17 protein-coding genes are annotated in these 15377 nt (G+C 67.6%); 10 read left to right on the top strand and 7 right to left on the bottom strand.

The genetic code is table 11. The features are described from left to right. Positions 1 to 85: 85 nt before the first annotated feature. On the top strand, positions 86 to 1390 hold the full coding sequence (locus tag ACAH01_RS10900; RefSeq protein ID WP_372479190.1) for a hypothetical protein: 1305 nt from the start codon (positions 86 to 88) through the stop codon (positions 1388 to 1390). 108 nt (positions 1391 to 1498) lie between these two features. On the opposite strand, the gene ACAH01_RS10895 is transcribed toward ACAH01_RS10900, so the two are convergent. Then, positions 1499 to 1831: a hypothetical protein gene (locus ACAH01_RS10895; protein WP_153553119.1), complete on the bottom strand. Its 333-nt coding sequence runs from the start codon at positions 1829 to 1831 to the stop codon at positions 1499 to 1501. After that, positions 1828 to 2205, bottom strand: coding sequence for a helix-turn-helix domain-containing protein (locus ACAH01_RS10890; protein WP_018258763.1), 378 nt, complete (start codon positions 2203 to 2205; stop codon positions 1828 to 1830). The genes ACAH01_RS10895 and ACAH01_RS10890 overlap by 4 nt, the downstream gene beginning before the upstream one ends. A gap of 186 nt (positions 2206 to 2391) precedes the next feature. Between ACAH01_RS10890 and ACAH01_RS10885 the strand changes: the two genes are divergently transcribed. Together ACAH01_RS10885 and ACAH01_RS10880 are read left to right on the top strand one after the other, a co-directional pair. Next, positions 2392 to 4680 carry a nitric-oxide reductase large subunit gene (locus ACAH01_RS10885; RefSeq protein WP_170093996.1) on the top strand — a complete coding sequence of 763 codons (2289 nt, stop codon included), beginning with the start codon at positions 2392 to 2394 and terminating at the stop codon, positions 4678 to 4680. A gap of 133 nt (positions 4681 to 4813) precedes the next feature. Beyond that, positions 4814 to 5587 (top strand): hypothetical protein, encoded by a 774-nt coding sequence (locus ACAH01_RS10880; protein ID WP_372479189.1) that lies wholly within the window; start codon positions 4814 to 4816, stop codon positions 5585 to 5587. 74 nt (positions 5588 to 5661) lie between these two features. Here ACAH01_RS10880 and ACAH01_RS10875 read toward each other — a convergent pair whose 3' ends face one another. Next, positions 5662 to 5904, bottom strand: coding sequence for a hypothetical protein (locus ACAH01_RS10875; RefSeq protein WP_372479188.1), 243 nt, complete (start codon positions 5902 to 5904; stop codon positions 5662 to 5664). A 258-nt stretch (positions 5905 to 6162) separates the two neighbouring features. On the opposite strand from ACAH01_RS10875, the gene ACAH01_RS10870 reads away from it, so the two are divergent. From ACAH01_RS10870 to ACAH01_RS10855, 4 genes are all read left to right on the top strand, one after another. Then, the gene (locus ACAH01_RS10870; RefSeq protein WP_170093999.1) at positions 6163 to 6432 is read left to right on the top strand and encodes an Htur_1727 family rSAM-partnered candidate RiPP; all 270 of its coding nucleotides are present in this window, start codon (positions 6163 to 6165) and stop codon (positions 6430 to 6432) included. Beyond that, the gene (locus ACAH01_RS10865) at positions 6429 to 7646 is read left to right on the top strand and encodes a TIGR04347 family pseudo-SAM/SPASM protein (protein WP_372479187.1); all 1218 of its coding nucleotides are present in this window, start codon (positions 6429 to 6431) and stop codon (positions 7644 to 7646) included. Before ACAH01_RS10870 ends, ACAH01_RS10865 begins: the two co-directional genes overlap by 4 nt. Before the next feature lie 79 nt (positions 7647 to 7725). Beyond that, positions 7726 to 8412, top strand: a complete 687-nt coding sequence (locus ACAH01_RS10860; RefSeq protein ID WP_170094001.1) for a PHP domain-containing protein — start codon at positions 7726 to 7728, stop codon at positions 8410 to 8412. After that, positions 8409 to 9509, top strand: a complete 1101-nt coding sequence (locus ACAH01_RS10855; protein WP_372479186.1) for an asparagine synthase C-terminal domain-containing protein — start codon at positions 8409 to 8411, stop codon at positions 9507 to 9509. Before ACAH01_RS10860 ends, ACAH01_RS10855 begins: the two co-directional genes overlap by 4 nt. A gap of 141 nt (positions 9510 to 9650) precedes the next feature. On the opposite strand, the gene ACAH01_RS10850 is transcribed toward ACAH01_RS10855, so the two are convergent. Genes ACAH01_RS10850 through ACAH01_RS10840 form a run of 3 tightly spaced genes read right to left on the bottom strand, consistent with a single transcriptional unit; the run spans position 9651 to position 11369 of the window. Further along, positions 9651 to 9857, bottom strand: a complete 207-nt coding sequence (locus ACAH01_RS10850) for a hypothetical protein (protein ID WP_153553128.1) — start codon at positions 9855 to 9857, stop codon at positions 9651 to 9653. 24 nt (positions 9858 to 9881) lie between these two features. Next, the gene (locus ACAH01_RS10845) at positions 9882 to 10361 is read right to left on the bottom strand and encodes an NUDIX hydrolase (RefSeq protein ID WP_372479185.1); all 480 of its coding nucleotides are present in this window, start codon (positions 10359 to 10361) and stop codon (positions 9882 to 9884) included. A 39-nt stretch (positions 10362 to 10400) separates the two neighbouring features. Beyond that, on the bottom strand, positions 10401 to 11369 hold the full coding sequence (locus ACAH01_RS10840) for a transcription initiation factor IIB family protein (protein ID WP_372479184.1): 969 nt from the start codon (positions 11367 to 11369) through the stop codon (positions 10401 to 10403). Between the two features lie 232 nt (positions 11370 to 11601). Between ACAH01_RS10840 and gatC the strand changes: the two genes are divergently transcribed. The 3 genes from gatC to ACAH01_RS10825 all read left to right on the top strand — a co-directional run bounded on the left by gatC (position 11602) and on the right by ACAH01_RS10825 (position 14483). After that, positions 11602 to 11880: an Asp-tRNA(Asn)/Glu-tRNA(Gln) amidotransferase subunit GatC gene (gene gatC / locus ACAH01_RS10835; protein ID WP_208628137.1), complete on the top strand. Its 279-nt coding sequence runs from the start codon at positions 11602 to 11604 to the stop codon at positions 11878 to 11880. 1 nt (position 11881) lies between these two features. Beyond that, the gene (gene gatA, locus ACAH01_RS10830) at positions 11882 to 13168 is read left to right on the top strand and encodes an Asp-tRNA(Asn)/Glu-tRNA(Gln) amidotransferase subunit GatA (RefSeq protein WP_372479183.1); all 1287 of its coding nucleotides are present in this window, start codon (positions 11882 to 11884) and stop codon (positions 13166 to 13168) included. Positions 13169 to 13268: 100 nt separating this feature from the next. After that, positions 13269 to 14483, top strand: coding sequence for a M48 family metalloprotease (locus ACAH01_RS10825; protein ID WP_372479182.1), 1215 nt, complete (start codon positions 13269 to 13271; stop codon positions 14481 to 14483). Positions 14484 to 14504: 21 nt separating this feature from the next. Here the strand turns inward: ACAH01_RS10825 and ACAH01_RS10820 are convergent, their stop codons facing one another. Next, positions 14505 to 15335: a PIG-L deacetylase family protein gene (locus tag ACAH01_RS10820; protein ID WP_372479181.1), complete on the bottom strand. Its 831-nt coding sequence runs from the start codon at positions 15333 to 15335 to the stop codon at positions 14505 to 14507. Between the last annotated feature and the right edge of the window lie 42 nt (positions 15336 to 15377).

Raw genomic sequence — 15377 nt, 5'->3', positions numbered from 1 at the left:
CGAACGGAGGGTCGCCCCCGGAGCAACCGTTGCCCCGAACGTGTTCGGCCACACCGACAGCACGCTGGCGGACGAACGGACGGGTATGAGCGTCATTCCGGCCGCCGTCGACGAGTCGAGCGGTCCGCCGACTGCGATCCCGCTCGCGCACTTCCTCGTGGCACTGGCGTACCTGGTCGCGGGAGTGGCGACTGCCGCGGTGACGACCGGCTGGGCGGGGCAGGTCGCTCACGTCCACCTGTTCGTCGCGGGCTGGATCTGTCTGACCATCCTCGGGGCGATGACGCAGTTCGTCCCGGTCTGGTCGGGCGTCTCGCTGCACTCCAGACGGCTGGCGATCCTCCAGTTGCCCCTCGCGGGGCTCGGATTCGCCGGCCTCGCGGCTGGCTTTCTCACGGGCGCGCTCGGACTGCTCCCGATCGCTGGCGTGCTCGCGGTCGGCGGTGTCTGGCTCTTCGCCTACAACCTCGCCCGGACGCTCGCCGGGGCCCGTCCCTTCGACGCGACGGAGTCACACTTCGCCGTCGCCGTCGGCTGGTTCGTCGTCGTGACCACGCTGGGGATGATGATGGCGGTCGACTTCGCCGCGAGCGCGTTACCCGTCGCGGGCCTCACCCACGCGACCGTCCGCTCGGCCCACGCGACGGCGGCGATCTTCGGTGCCGTGCTCACGACGGTGCTCGGGGCGCTCTATCAGCTGGCGACGATGTTCACCCAGACCGAGCTCGGCCCCGTCGAGCGCCGTTTCCAGCGGGTCGAAACGCTCGCGTACCCGGTCGGCGTGGCGGCGCTCGTCGTGGGCCGGCTGTTCGGCGTCGCCCCGATTGCCCGCGCTGGCGGGGTGGTCGTCGCCCTCTCCGTGCTCGGCATCGCCGTCGTCGTCGCCAACAGGCTCCGCCAGACCCGCGTCGAGTGGACGCCGATGCTCACCCGCTACGGACTCGCGGCCGCGGGGCTGGGCGTGTGGGCGGTCCCGGCGCTGGTCGGCTGGTCGCGGAACGCACTCGGGCCGGCCGTCACCTTCGGCGGTCCGGCGACGGGCTCGCTGTTACTGGCCGGCGGTCTGGCCTTCGTCGTCCTCGGAACGCTGTACCACATCGTCCCGTTCCTCGTGTGGGTCGACCGCTACAGCGATCAGGTCGGCCTCGAACCGGTGCCGATGGTCGACGATCTCTACCTCGACCGGCTGGCGGTCGTCGACGGCGTCGCCTACACCGCCGGGATCGCGCTGGTCGTCCTCGGCTCGGTCGCGCCGACGCTGCTCCCGTCGCCCGCGATCACTGCGGGCTGGGGACTGGCGGCCCTGGGCGCACTCGCCTTCGCGGCGAACCTGCTGCTGGTCGTCGTCGAACACGGCGACTACTCCGTCGGGACCCTCGTCAGTGCGTGATACTACCGGCTGTCCATCTGTGACCGATTTCGCCACCCCGGGGTGGCGAAGCTCTTCACGAAGTGATAGCCGGCAGTATGAGTGGGGTCGCGTCCGCCAGCAGTGTCGTCAATCGACGTACAGCGAGTAGAGGATGATGGCGAAGGCGACCGTCGTCAGCAGACTCTGGACGAAGACACTGACCACGAGCCAGTCCTGGAAGCCGCTCTCGGGGAGCCACGAGAGACGGGCCAGGATCCTGGGGACGAAGATGTCGATGACGCCCCCTATCAGCGCCCCAAATGTCATTATCCCGAACCCCCACGAGAGGGCCTGTAACTCTCTGGCGCTCGTTCGCTGATAGGCCCGGTAGGAGTAGTACGTAATCAGCCCACCGAGGATGAGCGTGAGCGTCTTCGTCGCGACGATACCGACCTGTGAACTGGGGACATGTGGGCTCATGTTTCTTTTCTGACCTCCGACCAGAGGTTTTCGAGGCGTTCGTCCGGCGTCCGAGGCCGGTGAGAGATCTCGACTTCGAACGTCCGGTCGTCGTCCAGCGAGATGACGACGTCTTCGAAGCTGATCGCGTAGCGGCTGGCGTGTTGTCCGTCGGGACGCACCTCGACGCCCTCGTGAAGCAGCGACGCCTCCGTCAGTAGTTCGAGCTTTCGGTAGGTCGTCGACAGCGGCACGCCGCTCTCCTCCGCGATTTCGCTGGCTGTCATCGGCTCTTCCAGGACGCTGACGATCGCCCGACAGTCCTCGTCGTCCAGCGCGTCGAGCACGTCCTCTAGCGCTGGCGACAACTCGTCTTCGAACGGGTCCCGGACCATCCGTGACAGAGTCTCACCTGTCGAGGTGTAAAACAGCACCGACACGGATCGGCGAGTTCGGCCGCCATACTGCGGCTCTTGTCGCTACCGTCGCCGCTCGCGCTGGCGACGAACATGTTCGCCCCGTCGCCCGGTGCTGAGAACCCGAAGCGGATTGATGTAGGGAGTCGGCCAATCGTCACCTGTATGCAAGTACAACGTGCGACGATCGCGAAGATCATCGCGGTGGTCTTCGTGTTCAATCTGATCGTCATGGGCGGTGGTGCGTGGCTCGCGTACCAGTCGGCACCGCCGATCCCCGACGAAGTCGTCGGACCCGACGGCGACACGATCGTGACCGGACAGGAGATCAGAGACGGCAAGAAGGCGTTCCAGAAGGACGGGCTGATGAACCACGGCTCGATCCTGGGCAACGGTGCGTACTACGGACAGGATTACACTGCGGACACGCTGGACCTGAAAGTCCAGCACATGCGGGACTACTACGCCCAGGAGCGCCACGGCAGCGCGTACGACGCCCTCGAAAGCGACGAACAGGCCGCCGTCGCCGACGTGGTCGAACGGGACCTCGACGGCGAGTACGGCGGCGGACCGATCGAGTACTCCGCGGCGGAGGCCTACGCTCACGAGCAGGTCCGCCAGGAGTACGTCGAGCGCTACCACGAGGGCGACCACGAACGGGGCGTACCCGTCGACATGATCGACAGCGAGGAGGAAGCCCGCCAGTTCGCGGACTTCGCGCTGTGGACGGCGTGGTTCTCCCACACCGACCGACCGGGCGGGGATCACTCCTACACGAACGACTGGCCCTTCCAGCCCGGTGCCGGTAACGACGCCACGGCGGCCGCGATGACCTGGAGCGTCATCGCGATGGTCCTGCTGGTCGCCGGAGCCGGCTTCGGCGTCTGGCTGTACAAGTCGATCTCGCTCCCCGAACCGTCCGCGAAGGGCATTTCCGTCCCCGAACCCGGCGACGTGAAGGTGTTCCCCAGCCAGCGGGCCGCCTTGCGCTTCGTGCCCGTCGCCGCCGGACTCTTCCTGGCACAGGTGTTGTTGGGCGGGTTACTGGCGCACTTCTACATCGAACGCGCCGGTTTCTTCGGCATCGAGGAGATCTTCGGCGTCCACATCCTCCAGTTGCTCCCCTTCGCCATCGCCAAGACCTGGCACATCGACCTGGGGATCCTCTGGATCGCCGCGACGTGGCTTGGAGCCGGACTGTTCCTCCCGCCGCTGTTGACGGGCCACGAGCCCGATCGCCAGTCGACGTACGTCAACGGGCTGTTGGCGGCGATCGTCGTGGTCGTCGTCGGCGGTCTCGGTGGGATCTGGCTCGGCTCCAAGGGGTACATCGACGGGAGCCTCTGGTGGATCCTCGGCAACGAGGGCCTGGAGTACCTCGAAGTCGGGAAGCTCTGGCAGTTCGGCATCCTCGCGGGGTTCCTCATCTGGGCCGTCCTCTCGGTGCGCGGTCTGAAGCCGCTGCTGGACAGAGAACCCAGCTACGGGCTCGCACACATGATCCTCTATGCCGGCGGCTCGATCGCCCTCCTCTTTACCGCGGGCTTCCTCTTTACCCCGGACACCAACATCGCCGTCACGGAGTTCTGGCGCTGGTGGGTCGTCCACATGTGGGTCGAAGGGGCCTTCGAGTTCTTCATCGTCGCCATCATCGGGCTGACGCTGGTGTCGATGAACCTCCTGAAGCGTCGCAGCGCCGAGAAGGCGGTCATGCTCCAGGCGCTGCTGGTGATGTCGACCGGGGTCATCGGCGTCTCGCATCACTACTGGTGGATCGGGATGCCCGACATCTGGGTGCCCATCGGGAGCGTCTTCTCGACGCTGGAGCTGATCCCGCTGGTGTTCATCCTCTACGAGGCGCTGGGCCAGTACCGCGCCATGACCGGGGCCGGCGAGAGCTTCCCCTACCGGCTCCCGTTCATGTTCATCATCGCCAGCGGCGTCTGGAACTTCGTCGGTGCCGGGGTGCTTGGCTTCTTCATCAACCTCCCGTTGATCAACTACTACGAGCACGGCACCTACCTCACCGTGGGCCACGCCCACGCCGCGATGTTCGGGGCCTTCGGCTTCCTCGCGCTGGGCATGGTCACGTACATGCTCCAGATCGCCATCGAGCCCGACCGCTGGGACGGCACCTGGCTGCGCTATGCCTTCTGGTGCTGGAACGTCGGGCTGGCGCTGATGGTGTTCGTCTCCGTGCTGCCGGTGGGCTTCCTCCAGCTGGAGGCGATCTTCACCGGGAGCTACGCGGCGGGTCGGAGCCTGGCGTTCTACAACCAGCCGCTGATTCAGGACCTCTTCTGGGCGCGTCTGCCCGGTGACACCCTGATGATCCTGGGGACGGTCATCTACGCGGCCGACATCGTCCGCAAGCGGTTCGTCCTCCGAAAGACCGCGGCGGACCCGGACATCGACGACGTCGCCGTCGCGAAAGGCGTCCTCGACGACGACTAACCGCGCGTTACCGCCGCTCTTTCGCGTGTTACTGCCGGCAGGCATCTCGACGGGTTCTCCTCGGTATGGTCTCTCTGACGAGAGGATAGGCAAGGGTTAAGCGGATCGAAAGCATACGGTTGCTAACCCTTCGATGACCACCGACGACCTCGGGGCCGTTCCCGAGTCGCCCGCCGCACTGCTTGCCGACCCTCGCATTCGCTCCGATCACTTCCGGCTCCTCGAAGACCCGGACGGAGCCGTCCTCCTGATCGGCGTCGTCCACGACCACCCTGCCAGCGTCTACCGGGTCGACAGCGTGATCCGGGCGCTCGACCCCGACACGGTCGCGGTCGAACTCCCGCCACTGGCACTGCCGCTGTTCGAAGCGGACGGCGAGGGAGAGATGAGCGCCGCACTCGCCGCGACCGACGCCGACAGTGTTGCGATCGACGCCCACGGCCCCCGGTTCCTGGCGGCGCTGGCCGACGAGATCCGCGACCGCTCGCCAGGCCGTCAGACGATCGGTCGAATCGCCTCCAACGCGCTCACGGTCGGCCGGCAGGCACTGTCCTGTCGCCTCGCGAGCGTCTTCGGTCGCGATCGGTTCTCGACGCCACTGGCCGACGGGGGGATCGATCTCGACATCGAGCGGCCGACCGATTCCACGGCCGTGGCCGCACACGAACGCCGACACCTCTCGCGGAGCTTCTCTGTCCTGCGGGCGTTCGAGCGCCCGGCGGCTGACGAGATCGTCGACGCCGCTCGCGAGCGCACGATGGCGCGGACGCTGGCCGGAACCAACGGGACCGCGGTCGCCGTCGTCGGCTTCGAGCACCTCGACGGAGTCGCCACGGAGCTACGGGAACGCGGGGCGACGGCACTGCCGGTCGACGCTGGGAGCCTGCGCGAGTACGCGGAAAAATAGACGGTCCGGAACACGACCGGGGTCGGTACGGGGCTTACTGGTGATTCGTGGTCGAGTCCGGACGGTCGTCGGTCTCAGAGGTTCTGTTCGAGGTGCACCTCCTCGTCCGATATCTGGGCGACTGCCGAGTGCGAGAGCTCGTACACGTCTTCGCCCTCTGTCGTCCAGCCCAGCTTGGTGCGGACGCTCTGGTCCAGCGAGGACGACGGCTTGACGTGTGCGTTGCTCCCCTCGATGTTCTCGATCGTTCCGATCATATCGCCGTCGGCTGTCAGTACGTTCTTTCCTCTGTCTTCGGCCATGAAGTCTCGTGGCATGGTGAACTGCCGTCCCGGGATCGCCGGGCGGCAGACGAGGTGTGAGACCAGTCGGCATTAAGTATACGTCCGTTATATTCTCGCGACCGGATCTGGATGTCCGTTCGCTTTCGTTACCACTCCGTCTGACCGCTCTCCGCCGGGCTACCGTTCGTAGGGTCGGCTTTTCGCCGCTGTCTCCCCGAACCGGTACGTCCCGTTCCCAGCCGATGGGAACGCGCTCCCCCGGTTTTGTGGGTCAGGACGTAACCGTCGGGTATGCCAGACGATCCCCTCTCTGTCACCGTCGACGAACCGCGCGAGGCCGTCACCCGCGAGTGGGAGCTGTTCGTCCGCGAGTCGTCCGAGGACACCCTGACGCACGCGGGCAGCGTCAGCGCACCGTCGGCCGACATCGCCCGCGAACAGGCTCGACAGCTGTTCGAGTGGACCGCCGGGGCGCTGTGGCTCTGTCCGGCCGACGAGGTCGAACGCGTCCAGACCGAGGCCGCGTCGCCGGTCGCCGCCACGGAGGTCGACGAGGCGTGATCTCCGTCAGCAAACTCCTCTGTGACCTCGACGCAGAGGGCGACGGCCTGCGCTACGACGCGGCCGAGGAGTCTCGCAAGGAACAGATCCGCGACCGCAAACAGCGCCGTCCGGTCGTCGTCTGGAACGTCACCAAGCAGTGCAACCTCTACTGTGACCACTGCTACGCCGCCGCCGACACCGAGGTCGCGGACGGCGAGCTGTCGACGGCCGAAGGGAAGGCGATGCTCGACGGACTGGCCGACTACGGCGTGCCGGTGGTCCTCTTCTCGGGCGGCGAGCCTCTGGTCAGAGACGACCTCGAAGAACTGATCGCCTACGCCGACGAGCGCGGCGTCCGCCCGGTCCTCTCGACCAACGGGACCCTCATCACCGAGGAGCGCGCCCGGTCGCTGCGCGACGCCGGGCTGAAGTACGCCGGGGTCTCCGTCGACGGGCTCCCCGAGCGCAACGACGCCTTCCGCGGGAAAGAGGGCGCGTTCGACGCCGCCGTCCGGGGGATCCAGAACTCTCTGAACGCCGGGCTGAAGACCGGCCTGCGGTACACGATCACCGAACGCAACGCGCCGGACCTCACGGGCGTCGTCGACCTGCTCAGCGACAAGGGGCTCGATCGGTTCTGCTTCTATCACCTCGACTACGGCGGTCGGGGGACGGAGATCCTCGACGCCGACCTGACGCCCGACCAGCGCCGCGACGCCGTCGAGACGGTCTGTGACATGACCCGGTCGTACCACGAGCGCGGCGAGGAGATCGAGACGCTGCTGGTCGGCAACTACGCCGACGCCGCCTACATCGTCGAGTACGCGCGCGACCACTACGGCGAGGCGAAGGCCCGCACCGTCTACGAGTACCTCCGGACCAACGGCGGCGATCCAACGGGCGAACGGGTCGCCGACGTGGACTACCAGGGCAACGTCCACCTCACGCAGTTCTGGCAGAACTACTCGCTTGGCAACGTCCGTGACCGTCCCTTCGGCGCGATCTGGGAGGACGAGTCGAATCCCCTGCTCTCGGCGCTGCGGGACCGCGAGTCCCGCCTGACCGGGAAGTGCGCCGACTGCGCGTACAAGGCGGTCTGTCGCGGGGGCTCCCGCCTGCGCGCGCTGACCGTCGAGGACGACCTCTTCGCGCCCGACCCGCAGTGTTACCTCACCGACGAGGAGATCCAGACGCCACCGCCGTCGCGGCCCGACACGGGGACGGCGGACTGACAGCGAGAGGCCGTCGCGCGACGACGCGCCGCTGGCCGCGACCGAGGCGCTTTTGCCGACCGCTACAGTACGTTCGCCCGTGCTAACGGTCGAGCTCCACTCCCACTCTGCGCTGTCCTACGACGGCCGCGATCCGGTCGAGCTCCTGCTCGAACAGGCCGAGGCGGTCGGCCTGGACGCGCTGGCCGTCACCGACCACGACGAGATCGACGCGAGCCTCGAAGCCGCCCGGCTCGCGCCCGAGTACGGACTGATCGGCATTCCGGGGGCGGAGATCTCTAGCCAGGCCGGCCACGTCCTGGGGCTGGGCATCGAGGAGCTCGTCCCGGCCGGGCTCTCCTTCTCCGAGACGCTCGACCGCATCCACGAGCAGGGCGGGGTCGCCGTCGTCCCCCATCCCTTCCAGGAGTCTCGCAGCGGCGTCCTGGACAAGATCTCGAAAGACGAGCTGACGGCGGCCGACGCCATCGAGGTGTACAACTCCCGGCTGTTGACCGGGCGCTCGAACCGACAGGCCCACCAGTTCGCCAGTCGCCGCGGGCTGCCGATGACCGCCGGCAGCGACGCCCACATCAGCGAGATGGTCGGGCAGGCGGTGACACACGTCGACACCGACGAGCGAAGCGTCGCGGCGATTCTCGACGCCATCCGGGAAGGACAGACGACGGTCGAGGGCAAGCGCACCCCCTGGCACATCAGCTTCCGCCAGGCCGCTGGCGGGGCCAAGCGCCGGGTGAAGAACCGCTTCTCGCAGCTGATCGAATGATCCGGGGTGCCGACGCGTCGCTCGTCCGGCGAGCGATCCGGGACCGCGATCCACTGCCGGGAACACGGGGGTTCGCCGGACGAGTGTCGGTCGAGGGCCAGCCCACGCTCGTCAGGGACGTGCTCGGCCGGGTCCCGCTGTTCGTCGAGCGCGGGGCCGCCGATCCGACCGCCGACGGCGCGTGGGCGTTCGAACCGACGACGCTCGACGACCCGGTGTCGGTGTCTGCGGGCCACTGTCTGACGGCCGACGAGGACGACGCTCGCTGGACGCTCCCCGAGGGCGACCGGAGCGACGACGACACCGCAGTCGCTGCCGTCCGACGGGCGATCCGGACCGCGACTGACGCCGTCGACGCGGCGTCGACCGCCGTCGCCTTCTCTGGCGGCGTCGACTCCGCGCTCCTGGCCGCGCGCCTCGACGCCCCGCTGTACGTCGCCGGCTTCGAGGGGAGCCACGACATCGAAGCCGCGCGCTCGGCCGCGGCGGCTCTCGACCGCGAGCTGACCGTCGTCGAGTTCACGCACGACGATCTGGTGAGCGCGGTCCCCCGGATCGCCCGCGCGACGGGACGGACGAACGCCATGGACGTACAGATCGCGCTCCCCCTCTTTCTGACCGCTGGGCGCGTCGCCGCCGACGGCTACGACCGCCTCGTCGTCGGACAGGGTGCCGACGAACTGTTCGGTGGCTACGCGAAGGTGGCAAACGCCCCCGACGATCACCGGATCGAGGCCGACACGGTCCGTGGCGCTCAGCGGGAGGTGATCGCCACGCTGCCCGAGCAACTGGAACGGGACGTGCTCGCACTGCGAGGGGCGGGCGTCGAGCCGGTCGCACCGCTGCTCGACGATCGTGTCGTCGCGACGGCGCTGGGGCTGGCCGGCGAGCAGCTGGTCCGGGGCGAGGACGACCGCAAGTGGGCGCTGCGACGGGCCGCCAGCGAGTGGCTCCCCGAGGAGATCGCGCGGCGAGACAAGAAGGCGGTCCAGTACGGCACGTACGCCGCCCGCGAACTCGACCGACTGGCTCGCCAGGACGGCTTCAAGCGCCGGATGGACGATCACGTCACCAAGTACGTCGAGTCGCTACTGTGAGTCCGCGTCATCCGGCGTTCGACACCCCACAGTGCTGCCAACATGTCTAGTCGTGCATACGGCGCTGGTCGCAAAAGTGCGATGCCGACCGATCTGTGAGACGCCACGGCAAGGTCGGGGCTGTCGACAGCGCCAGTTTCGTCAGGCGTCGTCGAGGTCGGCGTAGGTCCGAACCAGTCCACACTCGGGACAGAGTCGCCCCTCGACGGAGTGGTTCTCCGTCATCCCCAGCGAGCCCAGCAACCCCTCGCGGCGCTCGTCGGTGTTGATCTGGAGTTTGAACCCCTCGCCAGTTCGGAGCTCGACCGGTTCCATCGTCACGCCACAGTCCGGACAGCGTCGGTCCATAGCGGCGCTTGTACGACCGCGCCGTTAGGCGTTGTGCTCGCTCTCGACCGTCTCGATCGCTCGCTGGCCGACCTCGGCCACGTCGGCGGGCAGGTCGTCGCGGTTTCGCAACTCGGCCGCAGTGAACCACTCCCAGTCTCCGGCGGGCTGTTCGCCGGGCGCTGGATCGATCTCTCGATGGGGGGCCTCACCGTAGAAGATGAAGTCGACGTGCTGGTGGCCGACGCCCTCGTCGGTGACGTTGATGTCTTCGAGCAGGAAATGCTGTGGCTGCGGGATCGAACGGGCCGTCTCGCTCTCCAGATCGCCCTCGGGTGCGAGCAGGGCCACGTCGAAGCCCAGTTCCTCGCTGGTCTCACGCAGCGCCGCCTCGTGGGGGAGTTCGTCGCGGTCGATGTGGCCGCCGGGCGGGAGCCACATGTCGAGCTTGTCGTGTTCGTGCAGCGCGACGGCACCGCTCTCGACGACGTAGACGGTCGCGACGAAGTGGCGCGTAGTCTCCATACCGCCACAGAAGAGAGAGGGGACCGTCGGCGTTTCGCTCTACACCTGCTGGATCTCTTCTTCGGCTTCCAGCAGCTCGTGGTAGCGGTTGCGGATCGTCACCTCGGAGATGTTCGCGACTTCGCTGACCTGGCTCTGGGTGACCTTCTCGTTGGTCAGCAGTGAGGCGGCGTACACGCCGGCCGCCGCGAGGCCGACCGGGGACTTGCCGGAGTGGACGCCCTGCTCTTTGGCGTTCTGGAGCAACTGGCGGGCGCGTCGCTCGACCTCGTCCGAGAGGTCGAGATCGGAGGCGAAACGCGGCACGTAGCTCTCGGGATCTGCCGGCTGGATCTCCAGGCCGAGTTCGCGGACGACGTAGCGGTAGGTCCGGGCGATCTCGTCTTTCTCGACGCGAGAGACGGCGCTGGTCTCGTCGAGCGAGCGCGGCGTGCCGGCCTGACGGGCGGCGGCGTACAGCGACGAGGTGGCGACGCCCTCGATGGAGCGGCCGGGCAGGAGGTCCTCGTCCAGCGCACGGCGATAGATGACGCTGGCGGTCTCGCGGACGTTCTCGGGCAGGCCCAGCGCCGAGGCCATGCGGTCGATCTCGCCCAGCGCCTGCTTGAGGTTGCGCTCCTTGGAGTCGCGGGTGCGGAACCGCTCGTTCCAGGTGCGCAGGCGCTGCATCTTCTCGCGCTGGCGCGAGGACAGGGAGTTGCCGTACGCGTCCTTGTCCTGCCAGCCGATGTTGGTCGACAGCCCCTTGTCGTGCATCATGTTGGTCGTCGGTGCGCCGACGCGGGACTTTTCGTCTTTCTCGCTGGCGTCGAACGCACGCCACTCGGGACCGGGGTCGATCTCGTCTTCCTCGACGACCAGTCCACACTCTTCACAGACGGTCTCGCCGCGTTCGCTATCGGCGACCAGATCGCCCCCACACTCTGGACAGACGTGCTCTGACTCGTCTTCGGTCTCCTCTGTGTGCTCGTTCTCGTCCGTAAATCGTCGGATGGTGGTATCGGTCATTGGTTGGAGTGACAGCCGGGTCAGGTACCCGAGAAACCTTCTAGCGATTACACTGTTGTTGTTGCGTCGACTTAAAAGTTTTGGCTATCGGCGAATTCAGATTTTCCGAATCACAAAACAAGCTTTGCTGGTGCGATATCGGTTCCGTGGCGGACGGTCGTCGAACTGCGTTCCGAGCGGGCGTTCCCAGGGTATCGAAACCCTTACCGCCGGGCCACCGCTCCGGGGATGTATGAGCGAATCCGTCGTCGATCCAGACGAGGTCCGTCACGTCGCGGATCTCGCCCGTGTCGACCTCGACGACGACGAGGTCGAACGGTTCACCGAACAGTTCGCGGACATCCTCTCTTACTTCGAGACGCTGGACGAGGTTCCCGAAGTCGAGCGGGAGGCCGAACTGACCAACGTCATGCGTCCGGACGAGAGCCACGAGGGGCTCAGCCAGGCCGAGGCGCTCGAAAACGCGCCGGACAGCGAGGCCGGCCACTTCAAGGGGCCGAAGGTGTCGTAAGATGGCGACCGAGTACAACGCCTACATCAGCGACGAGACGATCGAGGGCGCGGACGAGGGGCCGCTGGCCGGGAAGACCGTCGCGGTCAAAGACAACATCTCGACGAAGGGCGTCCAGACCACCTGTGGCTCGTCGATGCTCGCGGGGTACGTCCCGCCCTACGACGCGACGGTCGTCGAACGACTCACGGCGGCCGGCGCGACCGTTCCCGGCAAGACCAACATGGACGAGTTCGGGATGGGGACGACGACCGAGACCTCGGCCTACGGCCCGGTCGAGAACCCCGCCGCTCCGGGCCACGTCCCCGGGGGCTCCTCGGGTGGCTCCGCCGCCGTCGTCGCTGGGGGCGACGCCGACATGGCTCTGGGGACCGACACCGGCGGTTCGATCCGCTGTCCCGCCGCGTTCTGTGGCGTCGTCGGCATCAAGCCCACCTACGGGCTGGTCTCCCGGTACGGGCTCGTCGCCTACGCCAACAGCCTCGAACAGATCGGTCCGATCGCGACGACCGTCGAGGAGGCCGCGGAGCTGCTCGAAGTGATCGCCGGCCCGGACGAACACGACGCGACGACCCGAGACCACGAGGGCGCGACCGAGGGGCTCGCCGACGCCGCCGACGGCGACGTCGACGGACTCTCGATCGGCGTGCCGACGGAACTCGTCGAAGGCGCGGACGAGGCAGTCGTCGAGACGTTCTGGGACGCCATCGACGAACTCGAAGTACAGGGCGCGAGCTACCACGAGGTCGACCTCCCGAGCGTCGAACACGCCGTCGAGGCCTACTACGTGATCGCGATGTCGGAAGCCTCCTCGAACCTCGCGCGCTTCGACGGCGTCCGCTACGGGGTCTCCGCGAGCGAAGGCTACGAGGGCAACTGGAACGAGACCTTCGCCAACGCCCGCGAGGAGGGCTTCGGCGAGGAAGTCAAGCGCCGAGTCCTGCTCGGGACGTACGCGCTCTCGGCGGGCTACCACGACAAGTACTACAAGAAGGCCCAGGACGCCCGCGCGTGGGTCAAGCAGGACTTCGACGAGGCCCTCTCGGAGGCCGACGTGCTGGCCTCGCCGACGATGCCGATCCCGCCCATGGAGATGGGCGAGAGCCTCGACGATCCACTGACGATGTATCTGGCCGACGCCAACACGACGCCGGTCAACCTGGCGAATCTCCCGGCAATCTCCGTGCCTGCCGGCGAGACCGACGACGGACTCCCGGTCGGGCTGCAACTGGTCGGTCCCGCGTTCGGCGAGAAACAGCTGATCCGAGCCGGTAGCGCGCTGGCGTAGGCCGCCACTCGAACGCGGTTCTACGAAGCACGAACGACCGCTGCCCGTTCTCTCATCCTCACCGATACTTTTTCACTGCGGCCGCGCCAAGATTCGGACGATGCCCTCCCACAACGCCCTCGGTATGCGGTTTCGGCTGGCGGCGCTGGTCGCGTTGCTGGTCGCCTTCGATGCGGTCTTCGTCGTCGCCGTCTACTGGCTGGGCCACCTGGCAGTCGGCCTGTTCTCGTGGGCCATCACCTACGAGTCCGTCGGGCTGGTGGCCGACGCGTTGCAGTTCCGGACGCTCCCGTCGCCGCTGGTCGTCGCCGTCGGGACCGCGGCGACGCTGGCGGGCCAGTCGGTGTTTGGCTACCGGATGAGCGCCAACACCGTCCCTGGCGAGCGACAGACGTTCCGGGACCTCTTCGCGCCGGTCACCGAACCGATCGAACCCGGACGGCCTTTCGGCGGCCTGCTGGCCGACCGCTCGCACGCGGTCTCCGAGGACGGTGACGACGAGCGCGATCCACGCGTCGTGCCGACGTTCGACTACGGCGAGTACCGCGAGCGCGTCGCGGCCCGGCTCGCCGGGCTGGCACAGCTCTCGGACACACCGATCCCGGACGTGCGGGTCGTCGACAGCGAGACGCCCAACAGCTACGTCGCCGGCCGGCCCGGCGAGCAGATCCTCGTCGTCACGACGGGGCTGCTTCGCAGGCTCGACGACGAGGCACTCGACGCCGTCCTGGCTCACGAACTCGCCCACCTCAAGCACGGCGACGCGTTCGTGATGACGGCCGCTGGCTTCCTGCCGACGGTCACGGCCCGCGTCAACGGGGGAACGATCGAGTTCCTCCGCCGATCCGGACTCGGGTACCTCCCCGGCGTCGAGCAGCCCGAGGACAGCGACACGGTCGCGTTCGGCCAGTTCCACATCGCGATGCTCGCGCTCTCGCCGATCGTCCTCGCGCTCTCTTCGGCGCTGTGGCTCGCGAGCACGGCCTGTTACCGATCGCTCTCGCGAGTGCGCGAGTTCCACGCCGACGCCGGGGCGGCCGCGATCAGGGGGTCGCCGGCCGCTCTCGTCGGCGCACTGGAGACGCTCGACGACCTGCGTCCGTCCGAGGACCTGCGGACCGCCCAGACCGGCGTCCGCGAACTGTGCGTGTTGCCCGACGCGATCGACGACGGTGACGGGATCGACGGCGACGACGCCGTCGCTCGGACGCGGCGTCGATGGCGCTCGGTGGCCGCTCGCGTCCTCCCCTCCTCGCACCCGCCGATCGAATCACGGGTCGCCGCGCTCCGAGAGCGGGAACGATCGGAGCGGTGAGACGCGGATAGCGCTTTCGCTCTAGAAGAAAAAGAGGCGCTCGGCGGCGTCCTCGGTCAGCGGCGCACCGTACTCGGAGATCTCGACGGCCTCGGCGTGGTCGACCGCGGCACCGGCGTCCTCGCCGTAGCGATCTTTCAGCTCGGCACGGAAGCGGTCGGCGACGTTGATCTCGGTGTTGGCCGAGAGGTGATCGACTCCCGCCTCGGTGAGCCACTCGCGGCGTGCGTCAGCGTCCTCGGGGACGTTCTCCAGTTCGCCGAAGGTGTAGGGGAGCCACTCGTACATCTGGGAGACGTGGCAGTCCATCGCGTCGATCTTCCGTTCTGCCACGTCGCTCACGTCGAGGACCACGTCGGGCTCGAAGGCTTCGGGCTTCTGGAAGTGATCGGCGACGTAGCCGATGACCGGGTTCGACGCCATGGGCTGGGTGTCGGGGACGATGTTGGGGACGATCAGCGAGTACGCGGCGTCCCGGAGCAACTGCGCGGTGTAGCGGTGGTCGGGGTGGTAGTCGTTGGGCCGGGGTCCGAGCACCAGATCGGGGTCGACCCGGCGGATGTAGCGGATGAGTTTCTTGCGGTTGGCGAGCGTCGGTTCGAGCAGGCCGTCGGCGATGTCGAACACGTCGTAGTCGATGCCCAGCGTCTCCGCGACGGCCTCGGTCTCGCGCTTGCGTCGCGCAGCGAGCTTCTTGCGGTTCATCTCGTGGTGGCCGGCACTCCCGTCGGTGACCGAGAGGAAGGTCACGTCGTGGCCCGCTTCCACGTACTTTGCCGCGATACCGCCCGCCTTGATCGAGCAGTCGTCCGGATGTGCACCGATCACGAGGAGGTGCTGTGTCTCGCTCATATCCGTCTCTCGTCGGGGGTGAACGAAACGTTTTGGATATTT

The sequence above is a fragment of the Halomicrobium sp. HM KBTZ05 genome (assembly GCF_041530035.1).
GTDB lineage: Archaea > Halobacteriota > Halobacteria > Halobacteriales > Haloarculaceae > Halomicrobium.
Note: the sequence above shows the minus strand (reverse complement) of the source record. Positions and strands in the feature narration are given on the sequence as shown.

Excerpts from the sequence above, each read along its gene's own strand:
- ACAH01_RS10885 (WP_170093996.1), top strand. The coding sequence starts at position 2,392 with ATGCAAGTACAACGTGCGACGATCGCGAAGATCATCGCGGTGGTCTTC.
- ACAH01_RS10890 (WP_018258763.1), bottom strand. The coding sequence starts at position 2,205 with ATGGTCCGGGACCCGTTCGAAGACGAGTTGTCGCCAGCGCTAGAGGAC.
- ACAH01_RS10875 (WP_372479188.1), bottom strand. The coding sequence starts at position 5,904 with ATGCCACGAGACTTCATGGCCGAAGACAGAGGAAAGAACGTACTGACA.
- ACAH01_RS10855 (WP_372479186.1), top strand. The coding sequence starts at position 8,409 with ATGATCCGGGGTGCCGACGCGTCGCTCGTCCGGCGAGCGATCCGGGAC.
- ACAH01_RS10820 (WP_372479181.1), bottom strand. The coding sequence starts at position 15,335 with ATGAGCGAGACACAGCACCTCCTCGTGATCGGTGCACATCCGGACGAC.
- ACAH01_RS10825 (WP_372479182.1), top strand. The coding sequence starts at position 13,269 with ATGCCCTCCCACAACGCCCTCGGTATGCGGTTTCGGCTGGCGGCGCTG.
- ACAH01_RS10900 (WP_372479190.1), top strand. The coding sequence starts at position 86 with ATGAGCGTCATTCCGGCCGCCGTCGACGAGTCGAGCGGTCCGCCGACT.
- ACAH01_RS10870 (WP_170093999.1), top strand. The coding sequence starts at position 6,163 with ATGCCAGACGATCCCCTCTCTGTCACCGTCGACGAACCGCGCGAGGCC.
- ACAH01_RS10880 (WP_372479189.1), top strand. The coding sequence starts at position 4,814 with ATGACCACCGACGACCTCGGGGCCGTTCCCGAGTCGCCCGCCGCACTG.
- ACAH01_RS10845 (WP_372479185.1), bottom strand. The coding sequence starts at position 10,361 with ATGGAGACTACGCGCCACTTCGTCGCGACCGTCTACGTCGTCGAGAGC.
- gatA (WP_372479183.1), top strand. The coding sequence starts at position 11,882 with ATGGCGACCGAGTACAACGCCTACATCAGCGACGAGACGATCGAGGGC.
- ACAH01_RS10840 (WP_372479184.1), bottom strand. The coding sequence starts at position 11,369 with ATGACCGATACCACCATCCGACGATTTACGGACGAGAACGAGCACACA.
- gatC (WP_208628137.1), top strand. The coding sequence starts at position 11,602 with ATGAGCGAATCCGTCGTCGATCCAGACGAGGTCCGTCACGTCGCGGAT.
- ACAH01_RS10895 (WP_153553119.1), bottom strand. The coding sequence starts at position 1,831 with ATGAGCCCACATGTCCCCAGTTCACAGGTCGGTATCGTCGCGACGAAG.
- ACAH01_RS10850 (WP_153553128.1), bottom strand. The coding sequence starts at position 9,857 with ATGGACCGACGCTGTCCGGACTGTGGCGTGACGATGGAACCGGTCGAG.